At 68.6% G+C, this 15,956-nt stretch carries 15 protein-coding genes; 12 read left to right on the plus strand and 3 right to left on the minus strand.

Annotation, left to right across the window (positions count from 1 at the left end):
* Nucleotides 1-72 precede the first annotated feature (72 nt).
* The 11 genes from BCEP18194_RS08605 (at nucleotide 73) to BCEP18194_RS08655 (ending at nucleotide 11,331) form a co-directional block, all read left to right on the plus strand.
* Nucleotides 73-972, plus strand: a complete 900-nt coding sequence (locus BCEP18194_RS08605) for an IclR family transcriptional regulator (RefSeq protein ID WP_011350890.1) — start codon at nucleotides 73-75, stop codon at nucleotides 970-972.
* The gene (locus BCEP18194_RS08610; RefSeq protein ID WP_011350891.1) at nucleotides 969-1,994 is read left to right on the plus strand and encodes a 2-dehydro-3-deoxygalactonokinase; all 1,026 of its coding nucleotides are present in this window, start codon (nucleotides 969-971) and stop codon (nucleotides 1,992-1,994) included. The genes BCEP18194_RS08605 and BCEP18194_RS08610 overlap by 4 nt, the downstream gene beginning before the upstream one ends.
* A gap of 22 nt (nucleotides 1,995-2,016) precedes the next feature.
* Nucleotides 2,017-2,694: a 2-dehydro-3-deoxy-6-phosphogalactonate aldolase gene (locus BCEP18194_RS08615; protein ID WP_041492734.1), complete on the plus strand. Its 678-nt coding sequence runs from the start codon at nucleotides 2,017-2,019 to the stop codon at nucleotides 2,692-2,694.
* Nucleotides 2,694-3,473 carry an SDR family oxidoreductase gene (locus BCEP18194_RS08620; RefSeq protein WP_041492735.1) on the plus strand — a complete coding sequence of 260 codons (780 nt, stop codon included), beginning with the start codon at nucleotides 2,694-2,696 and terminating at the stop codon, nucleotides 3,471-3,473. Before BCEP18194_RS08615 ends, BCEP18194_RS08620 begins: the two co-directional genes overlap by 1 nt.
* A 102-nt stretch (nucleotides 3,474-3,575) precedes the next feature.
* Nucleotides 3,576-4,571, plus strand: coding sequence for an arabinose ABC transporter substrate-binding protein (locus tag BCEP18194_RS08625; RefSeq protein ID WP_011350894.1), 996 nt, complete (start codon nucleotides 3,576-3,578; stop codon nucleotides 4,569-4,571).
* Between the two features lie 67 nt (nucleotides 4,572-4,638).
* The gene (araG, locus tag BCEP18194_RS08630; RefSeq protein ID WP_011350895.1) at nucleotides 4,639-6,150 is read left to right on the plus strand and encodes an L-arabinose ABC transporter ATP-binding protein AraG; all 1,512 of its coding nucleotides are present in this window, start codon (nucleotides 4,639-4,641) and stop codon (nucleotides 6,148-6,150) included.
* Nucleotides 6,151-6,220: 70 nt separating this feature from the next.
* Entirely contained in the window at nucleotides 6,221-7,237 is a 1,017-nt protein-coding gene (gene araH, locus BCEP18194_RS08635) for an L-arabinose ABC transporter permease AraH (RefSeq protein WP_011350896.1), read from the plus strand.
* 29 nt (nucleotides 7,238-7,266) lie between these two features.
* Nucleotides 7,267-8,073 carry an SDR family NAD(P)-dependent oxidoreductase gene (locus tag BCEP18194_RS08640; protein ID WP_011350897.1) on the plus strand — a complete coding sequence of 269 codons (807 nt, stop codon included), beginning with the start codon at nucleotides 7,267-7,269 and terminating at the stop codon, nucleotides 8,071-8,073.
* Nucleotides 8,074-8,122: 49 nt separating this feature from the next.
* Nucleotides 8,123-9,184, plus strand: coding sequence for an aldose 1-epimerase (locus BCEP18194_RS08645; protein WP_011350898.1), 1,062 nt, complete (start codon nucleotides 8,123-8,125; stop codon nucleotides 9,182-9,184).
* A 39-nt stretch (nucleotides 9,185-9,223) separates the two neighbouring features.
* Nucleotides 9,224-10,051: an orotidine-5'-phosphate decarboxylase gene (pyrF, locus tag BCEP18194_RS08650; RefSeq protein WP_011350899.1), complete on the plus strand. Its 828-nt coding sequence runs from the start codon at nucleotides 9,224-9,226 to the stop codon at nucleotides 10,049-10,051.
* A 221-nt stretch (nucleotides 10,052-10,272) separates the two neighbouring features.
* Nucleotides 10,273-11,331, plus strand: coding sequence for a phosphorylcholine phosphatase (locus BCEP18194_RS08655; RefSeq protein WP_011350900.1), 1,059 nt, complete (start codon nucleotides 10,273-10,275; stop codon nucleotides 11,329-11,331).
* Between the two features lie 42 nt (nucleotides 11,332-11,373).
* On the opposite strand, the gene BCEP18194_RS08660 is transcribed toward BCEP18194_RS08655, so the two are convergent.
* From BCEP18194_RS08660 to thiL, 3 genes are read right to left on the minus strand one after another with little or no spacing between them, the layout of a single operon-like run.
* Nucleotides 11,374-11,874 carry a CinA family protein gene (locus BCEP18194_RS08660; protein WP_011350901.1) on the minus strand — a complete coding sequence of 167 codons (501 nt, stop codon included), beginning with the start codon at nucleotides 11,872-11,874 and terminating at the stop codon, nucleotides 11,374-11,376.
* A gap of 31 nt (nucleotides 11,875-11,905) precedes the next feature.
* The gene (locus tag BCEP18194_RS08665; RefSeq protein WP_011350902.1) at nucleotides 11,906-12,457 is read right to left on the minus strand and encodes a phosphatidylglycerophosphatase A family protein; all 552 of its coding nucleotides are present in this window, start codon (nucleotides 12,455-12,457) and stop codon (nucleotides 11,906-11,908) included.
* The gene (gene thiL, locus BCEP18194_RS08670; protein WP_011350903.1) at nucleotides 12,447-13,445 is read right to left on the minus strand and encodes a thiamine-phosphate kinase; all 999 of its coding nucleotides are present in this window, start codon (nucleotides 13,443-13,445) and stop codon (nucleotides 12,447-12,449) included. Before thiL ends, BCEP18194_RS08665 begins: the two co-directional genes overlap by 11 nt.
* Nucleotides 13,446-13,580: 135 nt before the next feature.
* On the opposite strand from thiL, the gene BCEP18194_RS08675 reads away from it, so the two are divergent.
* Nucleotides 13,581-15,923, plus strand: a complete 2,343-nt coding sequence (locus tag BCEP18194_RS08675; protein WP_041492736.1) for an NADP-dependent malic enzyme — start codon at nucleotides 13,581-13,583, stop codon at nucleotides 15,921-15,923.
* Nucleotides 15,924-15,956: the final 33 nt, after the last annotated feature.

Raw genomic sequence — 15,956 nt, forward strand, 5'->3', positions numbered from 1 at the left:
TCGTCGCGACGCCGGACGCAGTTCCGGCATCGCGCGAACGGCTTCACCGGTTCCGTTGAAGAAGCCCGCCCCATGACCAAGATGCCCGACACACTTGCCCTCGACGCCCGGCGCGCGACGCCGGACGATGCATCGCTGACCGACAGCATCGGCGCGACCAGTACGCCGCTCGATCTCGCTGCGCAGCAGGCCGGCACGCAGACGTTGCTGCGCGGTCTTGCGATCCTCGAGGCGATCGCGAACGGCGCGCGCGACATGCGCGCGATCGGCGCCGCGCTCGGCACGACGCGCAGCACCACGCACCGCCTCGTCAGCAGCCTCGTGCAGGCGCGCTACCTGCGCCAGGTGCAGGGCGGCTACCTGCTCGGCCCGAAGCTGATCGAGCTCGGCACGATCGCGCTCGAGCAGATGCCGCTCACCGCGGTGGCGCGCCCGCACCTCGAAGCGCTCGCGGAAGCGACGCTCGACACGATCCATCTCGGCGTGCGCGACGGCGACGACGTGCTGTACATCGACAAGATTCCCGGCACGCGCGGCCTCGAGATGCGCTCGCGCGTCGGCCACCGGATGCCGCTCGCGTCGACCGGCATCGGCAAGGCGATGATGCTCGACACCGATCCCGACACGTGGCGCTCGCTGTTCGAGGCTGCCCGGCGTGCGCTCGCCGGCGTCAATTTCAAGCCGGACAACCGGCCCGAGACGAGCGCGTTCCTGCAGCGCATGGCGCACTACGCGGCCGGCGGTTACACGTTCGATCTCGAGGAAAACGAGGCGTCGATCCGCTGCGTGGCCGCGCCGATCCGCGATGCATCGGGCGCGATCGTGGCGGCCGTGTCGGTCGCGAGCACGATTCCGTACATGCCGCACGACCGGATGGACGAACTGATTCCGCTCGTGCAGCGCGAAGCGCGAGCCATTTCCGCGGAACTGGGCTGGAGCCCGCCGCAGGGTACCCGCAGGATCAAACGATGACGACTTCGACCCGGCCCGTTCCGGATGCCAGCTCCGCCACCCCGTCGCTGATCGCGCTCGACTGGGGCACGACGTCGCTGCGCGCTTACCTGTACGACGCGCACGGCGCGCTCATCGACACGCGCAGCCGTGCAGCGGGTGTGATGCATGTGCCCGGCGGCGGCGCGCGCGCGTTCGACGCGGTGTTCGAGGAAGCATGCGGCGACTGGCTCGACCGCACGCCGGGCCTGCCGGTGCTCGCCGCCGGGATGGTCGGCAGCGCGCAGGGCTGGCGCGAGGCGCCGTACGTCGCGGTGCCGGCCGGCGCCGACGCGCTCGTCAAGGGCCTCATCACGGTGACGACGTCGCGCGGCACGACGATCTCGATCGTGCCGGGCGTCATCGCCACGGGTGAATTGCCCGACGTGATGCGCGGTGAAGAAACGCAGATATTCGGTGCACTCGCGAGCGATCCCACGCTTGGCGCCGATCGTTCAGGGGTACTGATCGGCTTGCCGGGCACCCATGCGAAATGGGCGTGGGTGAGGGACGGGCTGATCGAGCGCTTCCAGACCTTCATGACGGGCGAGCTGTTCGCGGTGCTGCGCGACCACACGATCCTCGGCCGCACGATGCGCGCCGGTGCGTCGCCCGATCGGGCGGCGTTCGTGCGCGGCGTCTCGGTCGCGCGCGGCGCGCAGCACACGGGGCTGCTCGCGACGATCTTCAGCACGCGCACGCTCGGCCTGACCGACCGGCTCGCGCCCGATGCGCAGGGCGACTACCTGTCCGGGCTGCTGATCGGCCATGAGCTCAACGCGCTCGACGCGATGCTCGCGGAGCGCGGCATCGCGCTCGCGGACCAGCCGCTGCTGCTGATCGGCGACGACAGCCTGTGTGCGCGCTACGCCGATGCGCTCCAGGAATTCGGCCACCTGCACGCCCGCGTCGTCGCGCATGCGACCGACCGCGGCCTGTGGCGGATCGCGTCGCGTGCCGGGCTCGTGCGTGCAGATGGCGAGCCCGTCTGCGCCGACCAATGACTTGTTTGCAGAGGAACCTTCGATGCCGTCCGACCTGACCTTGCCCGCGCCGTACGCGCCCCACGCCGCGCTGATGCGTGCGTTCGACGCGTGCCCGCTGATCGCGATCATGCGCGGGATCACGCCCGCCGAAGCGGCCGACCACGGCCATGCGCTCTATGAAGCCGGCTTCCGGATCGTCGAGGTGCCGCTCAACTCGCCCAATCCGTTCGACAGCATCGCGGCGCTGCGGCGCGCGCTGCCCGACGACGCGATTGTCGGCGCGGGGACCGTGCTGCGCGCCGAGTATGTCGACCGCGTGCAGGACGCGGGCGGCGCGCTGATCGTGATGCCGCACAGCGACGCGGCCGTGATCCGCCGCGCACGCGAGCGCGGCCTGGCGAGCGCGCCGGGCGTGGCGACGCCGACCGAAGCCTTTGCGGCGCTCGCGAACGGCGCCGACGTGCTGAAGATGTTCCCGGCCGAGCAGCTCGGCGTGCACGTCGTGAAGGCGTGGCGTGCGGTGATCGACCGCGCGGTGCCGCTGATCCCGGTCGGCGGCATCTCGCCCGACAACATGCAGCCGTTCCTCGACGCCGGCGCGAACGGTTTCGGGCTCGGCTCGGCGCTGTACCGTCCCGGCCAGTCGGCCGACGCGACCGCGGCGAACGCGCGCGCGTTCCAGGCCGGCTTGCGCACGGCGCGCGGCGGAGCCGCATGATGGGCCGCCTCGCGGACAAGGTCGCGATGGTGACGGGCGCGGGCCGAGGAATCGGCGCCGCGATCGCCCGCGCGTTCGTTCGCGAGGGGGCGGCGGTTGCGCTCGTCGATCTCGACTTCCCGCAGGCGCAGCGCACCGCCGCCGAGATTGCGCAGGAGATCGCCGGTGCGCGCGTGCTGCCGCTGCAGGCGGATGTCGCACGGCAGGACGCGGTGCGCGAGGCACTGGCGCGGACCGAGGCGGCCTTCGGCCCGCTCGACGTGCTCGTGAACAACGCGGGCATCAACGTGTTCGCCGATCCGCTGACGATGACCGACGACGACTGGCGCCGCTGCTTCGCGGTCGACCTCGACGGCGTGTGGCACGGCTGCCGCGCGGCGCTGGAGGGGATGGTCGAACGCGGCCGCGGCAGCATCGTGAACATCGCGTCGACGCACGCGTTCAGGATCATCCCGGGCTGCTTTCCGTACCCGGTCGCGAAGCACGGCGTGCTGGGTCTCACGCGTGCGCTCGGCATCGAATACGCGGCCCGCAACGTGCGCGTGAACGCGATCGCGCCGGGCTACATCGAGACGCAGCTCACGCGCGACTGGTGGGATGCGCAACCTGACCCTGCTGCCGCACGCGCGGAGACGCTCGCGCTGCAGCCGATGAAGCGGATCGGCCGGCCCGAGGAGGTCGCGATGACGGCCGTGTTCCTGGCGTCCGACGAGGCGCCGTTCATCAATGCCGCGTGCATCACCGTCGATGGCGGGCGCGCGGCGCTGTATCACGACTGACGCAACGATTCGAAAGACCGCACGTGCGACGGCCGCGCGCACGCTGCGTCGAAACCAACAAGCGGCTGCATCCTGTTCGATGAAGACAAGGAGACACTGGAGATGAAACGCAGAACGTTCGTAACGCTGGCCGCCGCGGCCGCGGTGGTGATCGGGAGCCCCGTCGTGCATGCGGCCGATCCGGTCAAGATCGGCTTCCTGGTGAAGCAGCCGGAAGAGCCGTGGTTCCAGGACGAGTGGAAGTTTGCCGAGATGGCCGCGAAGCAGAAGGGCTTCACGCTGGTGAAGATCGGCGCGCCGTCCGGTGAAAAGGTGATGAGCGCGATCGACAACCTGTCCGCGCAGAAGGCGCAGGGCTTCATCATCTGCACGCCCGACGTGAAGCTCGGGCCGGGCATCGTCGCGAAGGCGAAGTCGCACAACCTGAAGATGATGACGGTGGACGACCGCCTCGTCGACGGCGCGGGCAAGCCGATCGAGTCGGTCCCGCACATGGGCATTTCCGCGTACAACATCGGCAAGCAGGTCGGCGACGGCATCGCGGCCGAGATCAAGAAGCGCGGCTGGGACATGAAGGACGTCGGCGCGATCGACATCACCTACGAGCAGTTGCCGACCGCGCACGACCGCACGAGCGGCGCGACCGACGCGCTGGTGGCCGCCGGCTTCCCGAAGGCGAACGTGATCGCGGCGCCGCAGGCGAAGACCGACACGGAGAACGCATTCAACGCGGCGAACATCGCGCTCACGAAGAATCCGCAGTTCAAGCACTGGGTGGCGTACGGCCTGAACGACGAAGCCGTGCTCGGCGCTGTGCGCGCGGCCGAAGGGCGCGGCTTCAAGGCGGACAACATGATCGGCATCGGCATCGGCGGTTCCGATTCGGCGCTGAACGAGTTCAAGAAACCGCAGCCGACGGGCTTCTACGGCACCGTGATCATCAGCCCGAAGCGTCACGGCGAGGAAACCTCGGACCTGATGTACACGTGGATCACGCAGGGCAAGGCACCGCCGGCGCTGACGCTGACGACCGGCATGCTCGCGACGCGCGACAACGTGTCGAAGGTGCGCGACGAGATGGGGCTCGCGTCGAAGTAAGCGGCCCGCCGGCTGCCGCGGCGATGCGGCGGCCGGCGGTCGATCGATCCGGAAGTGGGGAGACGACGTGTCAGCGGCACTGCGTTTTGACAATATCGGCAAGGTCTTTCCTGGCGTGCGCGCACTCGACGGCATCTCGTTCGACGTGCACGCGGGCGAGGTGCATGGCCTGATGGGCGAGAACGGCGCGGGCAAGTCGACGCTGCTGAAGATTCTCGGCGGCGAATACCAGCCCGATGCGGGCAGCGTGCTGGTCGATGGCCAGCCCGTGCAGTTCGCGAGTGCGGCCGCGTCGATCGCGGCCGGCATCGCGGTGATTCACCAGGAGCTGCAGTACGTGCCGGACCTGACGGTCGCGGAAAACCTGCTGCTCGGCCGCCTGCCGAATGCGTTCGGCTGGGTGCGCAAGCGCGAGGCGAAGCGTTACGTGCGCGAGCGGCTCGCCGCGATGGGCGTCGATCTCGATCCCGATGCGAAGCTCGGGCGGCTGTCGATCGCGCAGCGGCAGATGGTCGAGATCTGCAAGGCGCTGATGCGCAATGCGCGCGTGATCGCGCTCGACGAACCGACCAGCTCGCTGTCGCATCGCGAGACGGAAGTGCTGTTCAAGCTCGTCGACGACCTGCGTGCGCAGGGCCGCGCGCTGATCTACATCTCGCACCGGATGGACGAGATCTACCGGCTCTGCAATGCGTGCACGATCTTCCGCGACGGGCGCAAGATCGCGTCGCACGAGTCGCTCGCCGACGTGCCGCGCGAACGGCTCGTCGCCGAGATGGTCGGGCGCGAGATTTCGGACATCTACCATTACGCGCCGCGTGCGCTCGGCGATGTGCGCTTCGCCGCCGAAGGCATCGACGGCCCGGCATTGCGCGAACCCGCGAGCTTCTCGGTGCGCGCGGGCGAGATTGTCGGCTTTTTCGGGCTCGTCGGCGCGGGCCGCAGCGAACTGATGCGGCTCGTGTACGGCGCGGATCACCGGCGCGCGGGCGTGCTGACGCTTGACGGCGCGCGCATCGACGTGAAGCGCACCGGCGACGCGATCCGCCACGGCATCGTGCTGTGCCCCGAGGACCGCAAGGAAGAGGGGATCATCGCGATCGCGTCGGTCGCGGAGAACATCAACATCAGCTGCCGCCGCCATTCGCTGCGCGCGGGGCTCTTCATCAACCGCAAGGCCGAAAGCGAAACGGCCGACCGTTTCATCCAGCGGCTCAAGATCAAGACGCCGAACCGGCGGCAGAAGATCCGCTTCCTGTCGGGCGGCAACCAGCAGAAGGCGATCCTGTCGCGCTGGCTCGCGGAGCCCGACCTGAAGGTCGTGATCCTCGACGAACCGACGCGCGGGATCGACGTCGGCGCGAAGCACGAGATCTACGACGTGATCTACCGGCTCGCGGAACGCGGCTGCGCGATCGTGATGGTGTCGTCGGAGCTGCCGGAAGTGCTCGGCGTGTCCGACCGCATCGTCGTGATGCGCGAAGGCCGGATCGCGGGCGAACTGCCGCGCGAACAGGCGAACGAGCACGCGGTGCTGAGCCTGGCGCTGCCGCAGACGAGCGCCGTCGAGGCGGCCTGACACGGAACACGACAATCGAATCGGACACGCGCGGCGCGGGCCGTGCGATGCAGGAGCAGGAGACACAATCATGCAAGTCAACGAAAACCTTGGCAGCGCCGCCGTGAAGCCGTCGGCCGACGCGCTGGTGCCGCAGCAGAGCGATCGCCAGAAGTGGTGGCAGCATCTGACCGAATACAGCCTGATCGCGATCTTCGCGGTGATGTTCATCACGATGTCGCTCACCGTCGATCACTTCTTCTCGATCGACAACATGCTCGGCCTCGCGCTGTCGATCTCGCAGATCGGGATGGTCGCGTGCACGATGATGTTCTGTCTCGCGTCGCGCGACTTCGACCTGTCGATCGGCTCGACCGTCGCGTTCTCCGGCGTGCTGTGCGCGATGGTGCTGAACGCGACCGACAACACGTTCGTCGCGATCATCGCGGCGGTCGCGGCCGGCGCCGCGATCGGCTTCGTGAACGGCGCGGTGATCGCATACCTGCGCATCAACGCGCTGATCACCACGCTCGCGACGATGGAGATCGTGCGCGGGCTCGGCTTCATCGTGTCGAAGGGGCAGGCGGTCGGCGTGTCGTCGGATACGTTCATCGCGCTCGGCGGGCTGTCGCTGTTCGGCGTGTCGCTGCCGATCTGGGTCACGCTGCTGTGCTTCATCGCGTTCGGCGTGCTGCTGAACCAGACGGTATACGGCCGCAACACGCTCGCGATCGGCGGTAACCCGGAAGCGTCGCGGCTCGCGGGGATCAACGTCGAACGCACGCGCGTGTACATCTTCCTGATCCAGGGCGCGGTGACGGCGCTCGCGGGCGTGATCCTCGCGTCGCGCATCACGTCGGGCCAGCCGAACGCCGCGCAGGGCTTCGAGCTGAACGTGATCTCGGCGTGCGTGCTCGGCGGCGTGTCGCTGATGGGCGGCCGCGCGACGATCTCGGGCGTCGTGATCGGCGTGCTGATCATGGGCACCGTCGAGAACGTGATGAACCTGCTGAACATCGACGCGTTCTACCAGTACCTCGTGCGCGGCGCGATCCTGCTCGCGGCCGTGCTGCTCGACCAGTTGAAGAACCGCGGCGTCCGCGACTGACCCGATCCGCTCTTACGGAGACGAACCGCATGACCATCGACACTTCCGCGCACGACCCGCACGCCGCGAGCCATGCGCGCTATGCACGGTATCCGAGCCTCCAGGATCGCGCGGTGCTGATCACGGGCGGCGCGACCGGCATCGGCGCGGCGTTCGTCGAACACTTCGCCGAACAGGGCGCACGCGTCGCGTTCGTCGACCTCGACGCGGCGGCCGGTACCGCGCTGGCGGACAGCCTCGCGCACGTCCGTCATGCGCCGCTGTTCCTCCAGTGCGACCTGACCGACATCGATGCGCTGCGCCATGCGATCGACGCGATCCGCGCGCGCATCGGCGCGATCGCGGTGCTCGTGAACAACGCGGCGAACGACACGCGCCACGCGATCGGCGACGTGACGCCCGAATCGTTCGACGCGGGCATCGCGGTGAACCTGCGCCACCAGTTCTTCGCCGCGCAGGCGGTGATCGACGACATGAAGCAGCAGGGCGGCGGCGCGATCATCAATCTCGGCTCGATCAGCTGGATGCTGAAGAACGGCGGCTATCCCGTCTACGTGATGGCGAAGGCCGCCGTGCAGGGGCTGACGCGCGGTCTCGCGCGCGACCTCGGCCCGTTCGGTATCCGCGTGAATTCGCTGGTGCCCGGCTGGGTGATGACCGACAAGCAGCGCCGGCTGTGGCTCGACGACGCGGGCCGCGCGTCGATCAAGGCCGGCCAGTGCCTCGATGCCGAGCTGCTGCCCGCCGATCTCGCGCGGATGGCGCTGTTCCTCGCGGCCGACGACAGCCGGATGATCACCGCGCAGGACGTGATCGTCGACGGCGGCTGGGCCTGACCGTTCGCACGACCCGCATCGTTTCTTCGACGAAGGAAAGGAGTTCACCATGACCGCCACGTCCTCGCGCGCATCGTCGTCCACCAGCCAGTCGCGCCGCGCGCGCCTGGCCGCCGCCGCGCAGCCGGTCAGCCCCGGCCCGCAGACAGCAGCCTTTGCGCAGGGCGTCGGCGCCGCGCATGCGGCGGCCGTCACGCTGTCGAATGCATCGCTGCGGCTCGACGTGTTGCCGCATCTCGGCGGCGGCATCGCGCGCTTCGACTGGCGTGGCGACAACGGCGCGCTGATGCCGGTGTTCCGCCGCTGCGAGCACCCGGAGACGGCGACGGACCCGAACGAGCTCGCGTGCTATCCGCTGTTGCCGTACTCGAACCGGATCGGCGACGGGCGGTTCGAATGCGACGGGCGTCGCGTCGCGGTGCCGCGCAACCGCCGCGACGAACCGCTGCCGATCCACGGCGACGGTTGGCTCGCGCCGTGGCAGGTGGACGATGCGACCGGCACGTCGCTGCAACTGTCGCTCGATCGCACCGCCGGCGCGCCGTATGCATTCCGCGCGATCCAGTCGTTCGAGCTCGACGACGCGACGCTGTCGATCGCGCTGACGATCGAGAACGCGGGGCGCGCGCGGCTGCCGTTCGGGCTCGGCGTGCATCCGTTCCTCGTGCGCGACGCCGCGACCGAGCTGGCCGCGGCTGCCGGCGGCCTGTGGCTGTCGGGCGCCGATTTCCTGCCGGTGCGGCACGTGAGCGTGCCGCCAGCCTGGCAGTTCGGCGTCGCGTATCCGCTGCCCGCCGCGCTCGTCAATCATGCGTTCACCGGCTGGGGCGGCCACGCGACGGTGAGCTGGCCGCGCCGCGGGCTGTCGCTGACGGTGGCGGCCGACGCCGACGCGTACGTGCTCTATACGCCGCCCGGCGAGGATTTCTTCTGCTTCGAGCCGGTCGATCATCCGATCAATGCGGTGAACCTGCCGGGCGGCGCGACCGCGCACGGGATGACGCTGCTCGCGCCCGGCGAGCGGCTCACGCGGCGTTTCGCGTTCACCGTCGAGCGTGCCGATGCGCGCAGCAATGCGGCGACACGCGAGGCGCGCCGGCGACGCGGGTAAAATACGCGGTCTACCAACGGTTTGCCGCGAGTACCCGCCATGTCTTCCCCGCTTACTTTCATCGAATCGCTGCGCGCCGCGTGGCAGCGCACCAATTCGCTGCTGTGCGTCGGCCTCGATCCCGAGCCGTCGCGTTTCCCCGTGCAGTTCGACGGCCAGCCCGACGCGATCTTCGAATTCTGCCGGCAGATCGTCGACGCGACCGCGCAATACGCGAGCGCGTTCAAGCCGCAGATCGCCTACTTCGCCGCGCATCGCGCGGAAGACCAGCTCGAACGGCTGATCGCCCACATCCACCTCCAGCATCCGGGCCTGCCCGTGATCCTCGACGCGAAGCGCGGCGACATCGGCAGCACGGCCGAGCAGTACGCGCGCGAAGCGTTCGAGCGCTATCGCGCGGACGCCGTCACGGTGAACCCGTACATGGGCTACGACTCGGTCGAGCCGTACTTCGAGCACGAAGGCAAGGGCGTGATCGTGCTGTGCCGCACGTCGAACCCGGGCGGTTCCGACCTGCAGTTCCTCGACACGAACGGCCGGCCGCTGTACCAGGTCGTCGCCGACCTCGCGGCGAACAAGTGGAACGCGAAGAACGGCCAGCTCGGCCTGGTGGTCGGCGCGACGTTCCCGAAGGAAATCGAGATCGTGCGCGGGATCGTCGGCGACATGCCGCTCCTGATTCCCGGCATCGGCGCGCAGGGTGGCGACGTGCAGGCGACCGTCAACGCGGGCCGCACGGCTGACGGCACCGGCATGATGATCAACTCGTCGCGCGCGATCCTGTACGCGAGCAAGGGCGAGGATTTCGCCGAAGCCGCGGCGCTCGCCGCGCAAAAGACCCGCGACACGATCAACGCGCATCGTTGATCGGTCGCACCGGTTGCCCGCCTGGGCAGCCGGTTCCGGCGGGCTCCCGCGCGCGAGCCCGCCGCTTCCCCCCGTTTTCCCGCTCCTCCGCCCGCCCGGCCCGCACTGGCGCACGCGGACAACTTCCCGTCGCTTCCGCACCGCATGCCCGCAATTTAGTCGCGCGATGCTCCCGCTCGTCATCGATCCGTAACGAAAATGTCAAGAAAGGGAGTGACGCCATGCCCAAGCTGTCCCGCCGTCTTCTGAGCGCCTTTGCCGCATCGCTGTGCATGACGTTCGCCCATGCGGCGGATCTCTCGCACTGGCCGGCCGACAGTGCGAAGGCGCTGAACGCGATGATCGCCGCGCATGCGCACCGCGGCGATTACGCGGTGTTCGACGCCGACAACACGACCTACCGCAACGACCTCGAGGAGTCGCTGCTGCCGTACCTCGAGAACCACGGCGTGCTGACGCGCGACACGCTCGACCCGTCGTTGAAGCTGATCCCGTTCAAGGATTCCGCCGACTACAAGGAATCGCTGACGAGCTATTACTACCGGCTGTGCGAGATCGACGACCTGGTCTGCTACCCGTGGATCGCGCAGGCGTTCGCCGGCCAGTCGCTGGCCGACCTGAAGCGTCACGTCGACGCGATGCTCGCCGACGGCAAGCCGATCCCGATCCGCTACTGGCAGGGCGACAAGGTGGTCGACGGCACGGTGAACCCGCCGCACTTCTTCCGCGGGATGCAGGAGCTGTACAACGCGCTGCGCGAGAACGGGATCGAGGTCTACGTGATGACGGCCGCGCACGAGGAGCTCGCGCGGCTCGTGCTGTCCGACCCGAAGTACGGCTACAACGTGAAGCCGCAGAACGTGATCGGCGTGACGACGCTGCTGCGCAACCCCGCGACGGGCGCGCTGACCACCTCGCGGCTGCAGATCAAGGCCGGCAAGTACGACGAGGCCGCGAACCGCAGCCTGGTGATCACGCCGTTCCTGATGAACCCGATGACCTGGTACGAAGGCAAGCTCGGCTCGATCGTCGGCTGGATCGACCAGTGGAAGAAGCCGGTGCTCGTCGCGGGCGACACGCCGACGTCCGACGGCTACATGCTGCTGAACGCGACCGACGTCGCGCGCGGCGGCGTGCGCGTGTGGGTGAACAAGAAGGACAAGCAGATGGCGCAGATCCGCGCATGGTCGGATGAATCGGCCGCGCAGCAGAAGTCGCTCGGCCTGCCGGTGACGGCGGACAAGAACTGGATCGTCGTGAAGCCCGACGCGATCCAGTGAGCGGGCAAGCGGGGGCGCGCGGCGTGGCGCCCCCCGGCTCGATCAGCCCTCGCGCTCGTCGAGCAGCTTCAGCAGCCCGCGCAGCGCATGCGCGGCCGCCTGCGTGCGGATCTGTTCGCGGTCGCCCTTGAACACGAGCGTCTCGACGTCGGTATGCAGCCGGTTGCTCCAGCCGAACGACACGGTGCCGACCGGCTTCTTCTCGCTGCCGCCTGCGGGGCCCGCGATGCCGGTGACGGACAGCGCGACCTGCGCGCGGCTGTTGCGCAGCGCGCCTTCGGCCATCGCGCGCGCGACGGGCTCGCTGACGGCGCCATGCTTGTCGATCAGGTCGGGCGGCACGCCGATCATCTCGATCTTGGCCTGGTTCGAGTACGTGACGAAGCCGCGCTCGAACCACTGGCTGCTGCCGGAAATGTCGGTGATCGCGGCGGCGATCATGCCGCCGGTGCAGGATTCGGCGGTGGCGAGCGCCAGGTGCTCGTCACGCAACTTGTTGCCTGCGCGAATCGCAAGCTGATGGACGACGGAATCGGTAGGCATACGCGTCGGGAAACGGGAGTCGGGAAATCGGTCAGCCGACGACGGAGCGCCAAAGGGCGATCACGAGCAGCGTCATGAACGCAGCGACCAGGTCGTCGACCATGATGCCGAGCCCGCCTTTCAGGCGGCGGTCGAAATAGCGGATCGGCGGCGGCTTGAGCATGTCGAAGAAGCGGAACGCGACGAACGTCCACAGCTGGCCGACGAAGGTCGCGGGCGTGACGAACAGCATCACGAGCCAGATCGCGACGATCTCGTCCCAGACGACGGCGCCCGGATCGGCCGAGCCCATCTTCCTCGCGGTGAAACCGGTGATCCACGTGCCCGCCACGAAGCCGACCGCAATCAGCGCCCACCATTCGGGCACCGTCAGGTAGCGGTTGAGCACGACGAACGAGAGCCAGCCGAACAGCGAGCCGAACGTGCCGGGCATGATCGGCGCGAGCCCGCTGCCGAAGCCGAGCGACACGATGTGCGCCGGGTGCGACAGCATGAAGCGCGCGGTCGCGCGCGGCGGCGCGTTGCCGCCGGATGCGGCGCCGGGCTCGGCCGCGGCGTGCGCGGGCGTCGGGTCAGTCTGCATGGAAGTGATCGAAGCCGTGCAACGTGAGAGCGAGAGGCGCGCCGGCGGCGTCGCGCCACGCGATCGCGGGCTGCTCCGACGGCGCGGACAACGCGCGTATTGTACCGATTCGCGTGACCGCCACGCCGGCCGTTACGCCGGCTGCTTCGACCGCCGCGCGGGCCGCCGCCGGCGCGGTGAAGCACAGTTCGTAGTCGTCGCCGCCGGCCAGCGTGCAGCGGCGCTGCACGTCGGGTGGCAGCGTCGCGAGCGCGGCCGAGCGCGGCACCGCGTCGGCATCGATTTCGGCACGCACGTTCGAGCGGGCCAGGATGTGCTGCAGGTCGCCGGCGAGGCCGTCCGAGATATCGAGCGCCGCGTGCGCGACGCCCGCGAGCCCGAGGCCGAGCGCGATGCGCGGTTCGGGGCGCTCGAGCGCACGCCGGAACGCGGCTGCTTCGTCTGCGCCGGCCGCCCATTCGCCACGCGCGACACCGAGGCCGGCGCGTGCATCGCCGAGCGTGCCGGACACCCAGACGTCGTCGCCGTCGCGCGCGGCATCGCGGCGCAGTGCCGCGTCGGGTGAGACTTCGCCGAAGACGGTCACGCACAGGTTCAGCGGGCCGCTCGTCGTGTCGCCACCGATCAGCTCGCAGCCGTAGCGCTCGGCGAGCGCGAACAGCCCGTTGCTGAACGCTTCCAGCCACGCGGCGTCGGCCCGCGGCAGCGCGCACGCGAGCGTGAACGCGCGCGGCTCGGCACCCATCGCCGCGAGGTCGGACAGGTTGACCGCGAGCGTCTTGTGGCCGAGCGCGTCGGGCGCGACGTCGGGGAAGAAGTGGCGGCCTTCCACCAGCATGTCGGTCGAAATGGCCAGCAATTTCCCGGATCGGGGCGTGATCAACGCGCAATCGTCGCCGATGCCGAGTGTCGACGTACGGGCGCCCTGCGCGGCGCGGCGCGTGAAGAAGCGTTCGATCAGCGAAAACTCGGAGAGGGCGGCTGGCACGGCGGATGGATCCGAAACGTTGGAAGGAACGGCATTGTACGAGGCGAACGGCGGCGTTCCTGCACCGTTCAGTACAATTTTGTCGCGGCTGTTGCACCCGAATCGCCGGTCTGGCGGCCGATGATTGGCGCTACAATGCCGTCGAAGAGTTATTCTAATCCGCCCGCCAAGAGACACATGTCTACCCAAGCCTCCTCCAAAGCCAAGCTCCGCGAAGCCGCGCTCGACTATCACGAATTCCCGACCCCCGGGAAAATCGCGATCGCCCCGACCAAGCAGATGATCAACCAGCGCGACCTCGCGCTCGCATACTCGCCGGGTGTGGCGTACGCGTGCGAGGAGATCGTCGAGAATCCGCTGAACGCGGCGCGCTTCACCGCGCGCAGCAACCTGGTCGGCGTCGTCACGAACGGTACGGCGGTGCTCGGTCTGGGCAACATCGGCCCGCTCGCGTCGAAGCCGGTGATGGAAGGCAAGGCCGTGCTCTTCAAGAAGTTCGCGGGCATCGACGTGTTCGACATCGAGCTGAACGAGTCGGATCCGCACAAGCTCGTCGACGTGATCGCCGCGCTGGAGCCGACCTTCGGCGGGATCAACCTGGAAGACATCAAGGCGCCGGACTGCTTCATCGTCGAGCGCGAAGCGCGCAAGCGGATGAAGATCCCGGTGTTCCACGACGACCAGCACGGCACCGCGATCGTCGTGGCCGCGGCCGTCACGAACGGGCTGAAGGTCGTCAACAAGGACATCAAGAAGGTCAAGCTTGTCGCGTCCGGCGCGGGGGCGGCCGCGCTCGCGTGTCTCGACCTGCTGGTCGACATCGGCCTGCCGATCGAGAACATCATCGTGACCGACCTGGCGGGCGTGGTCTACAAGGGCCGCACCGAGCTGATGGATCCGGACAAGGAGCGTTTCGCCCGCGAAACGGACGCGCGGACGCTGGCCGAAGTGATCGACGGCGCGGACATCTTCCTCGGCCTGTCGGCTGCCGGCGTGCTGAAGCAGGAGATGGTGAAGGGCATGGCCGAGCGCCCGCTGATCCTCGCGCTCGCGAACCCGACGCCGGAAATCCTGCCGGAACTCGCGCTCGAAGTGCGCCCGGACGCGGTGCTGGCCACGGGCCGCACCGACTACCCGAACCAGGTCAACAACGTCCTGTGCTTCCCGTTCATCTTCCGCGGCGCGCTCGACGTCGGCGCGACGACGATCACGCGTGAAATGGAAATCGCGGCCGTCAACGCGATCGCCGAGCTCGCGCAGCACGAGCAGAGCGACATCGTCGCGACCGCGTACGGCATCCAGGACCTGTCGTTCGGGCCCGAATACCTGATTCCGAAGCCGTTCGATCCGCGCCTGATCGTGAAGATCGCACCGGCCGTCGCGCAGGCCGCGATGGACGGCGGCGTCGCGACGCGCCCGATCGAGGACATGGAGGCGTACCGCGTCCACCTGCAGCAGTTCGTGTACCACAGCGGCACGACGATGAAGCCGATCTTCCAGATCGCGCGCGCCGCGCCGGAAGAGAAGAAGCGCGTTGTGTTCGCGGAAGGCGAAGAAGAGCGCGTGTTGCGTGCCGTTCAGATCATCGTCGACGAAAAGCTCGCGAAGCCGGTCCTGATCGGCCGCCCGTCGGTGATCGAGCACCGTATCCAGCGCTACGGCCTGCGCCTGACGCCGGGCACCGACTTCACGGTCGTCAACACCGAGCACGACGAGCGCTACCGCGACTTCTGGCAGACGTACTACAAGATGATGGCGCGCAAGGGCATCAGCGAGCAGCTCGCGCGGGTCGAGATGCGCCGCCGCACGACGCTGATCGGCTCGATGCTGGTGAAGAAGGGCGAAGCGGACGGGATGATCTGCGGCACGATCAGCACCACGCACCGCCACCTGCACTTCATCGACCAGGTAATCGGCAAGCGCCCGGGCTGCAGTGTGTACGCGGCGATGAACGGCCTCGTGCTGCCGGGCCGCCAGATTTTCCTCGTCGACACGCACGTGAACGTCGATCCGACCCCGGAAGAGCTGGCCGAGATCACGATCATGGCGGCGGAAGAAGTGCGCCGCTTCGGCATCGAGCCGAAGGTCGCGCTGCTGTCGCACTCGAATTTCGGCACGAGCAACGCCCCTTCGGCGAAGAAGATGCGCGATACGCTCGCGATCCTGCAGGAACGTGCACCGGAGCTGAAGGTGGACGGCGAGATGCACGGCGATGTCGCGCTCGACGCGGCGCTGCGCAAGGAAATCCTGCCGGAATCGACGCTGGAAGGCGAAGCGAACCTGCTGATCCTGCCGAACATCGATGCCGCGAACATCGCGTACAACCTGCTGAAGACGGCCGCGGGCAACAATATCGCGATCGGGCCGATCCTGCTGGGTGCTGCGCAGCCGGTGCACGTGCTGACCGAATCGGCGACCGTTCGCCGCATCGTCAACATGGCGGCGCTGCTGGTCGCCGACGTGAACGCCACGCGCTGAGCCAAAACGAACGCGCCAGGCCGGTCGAACCGG

This window comes from Burkholderia lata, assembly GCF_000012945.1.
Classification (GTDB): domain Bacteria; phylum Pseudomonadota; class Gammaproteobacteria; order Burkholderiales; family Burkholderiaceae; genus Burkholderia; species Burkholderia lata.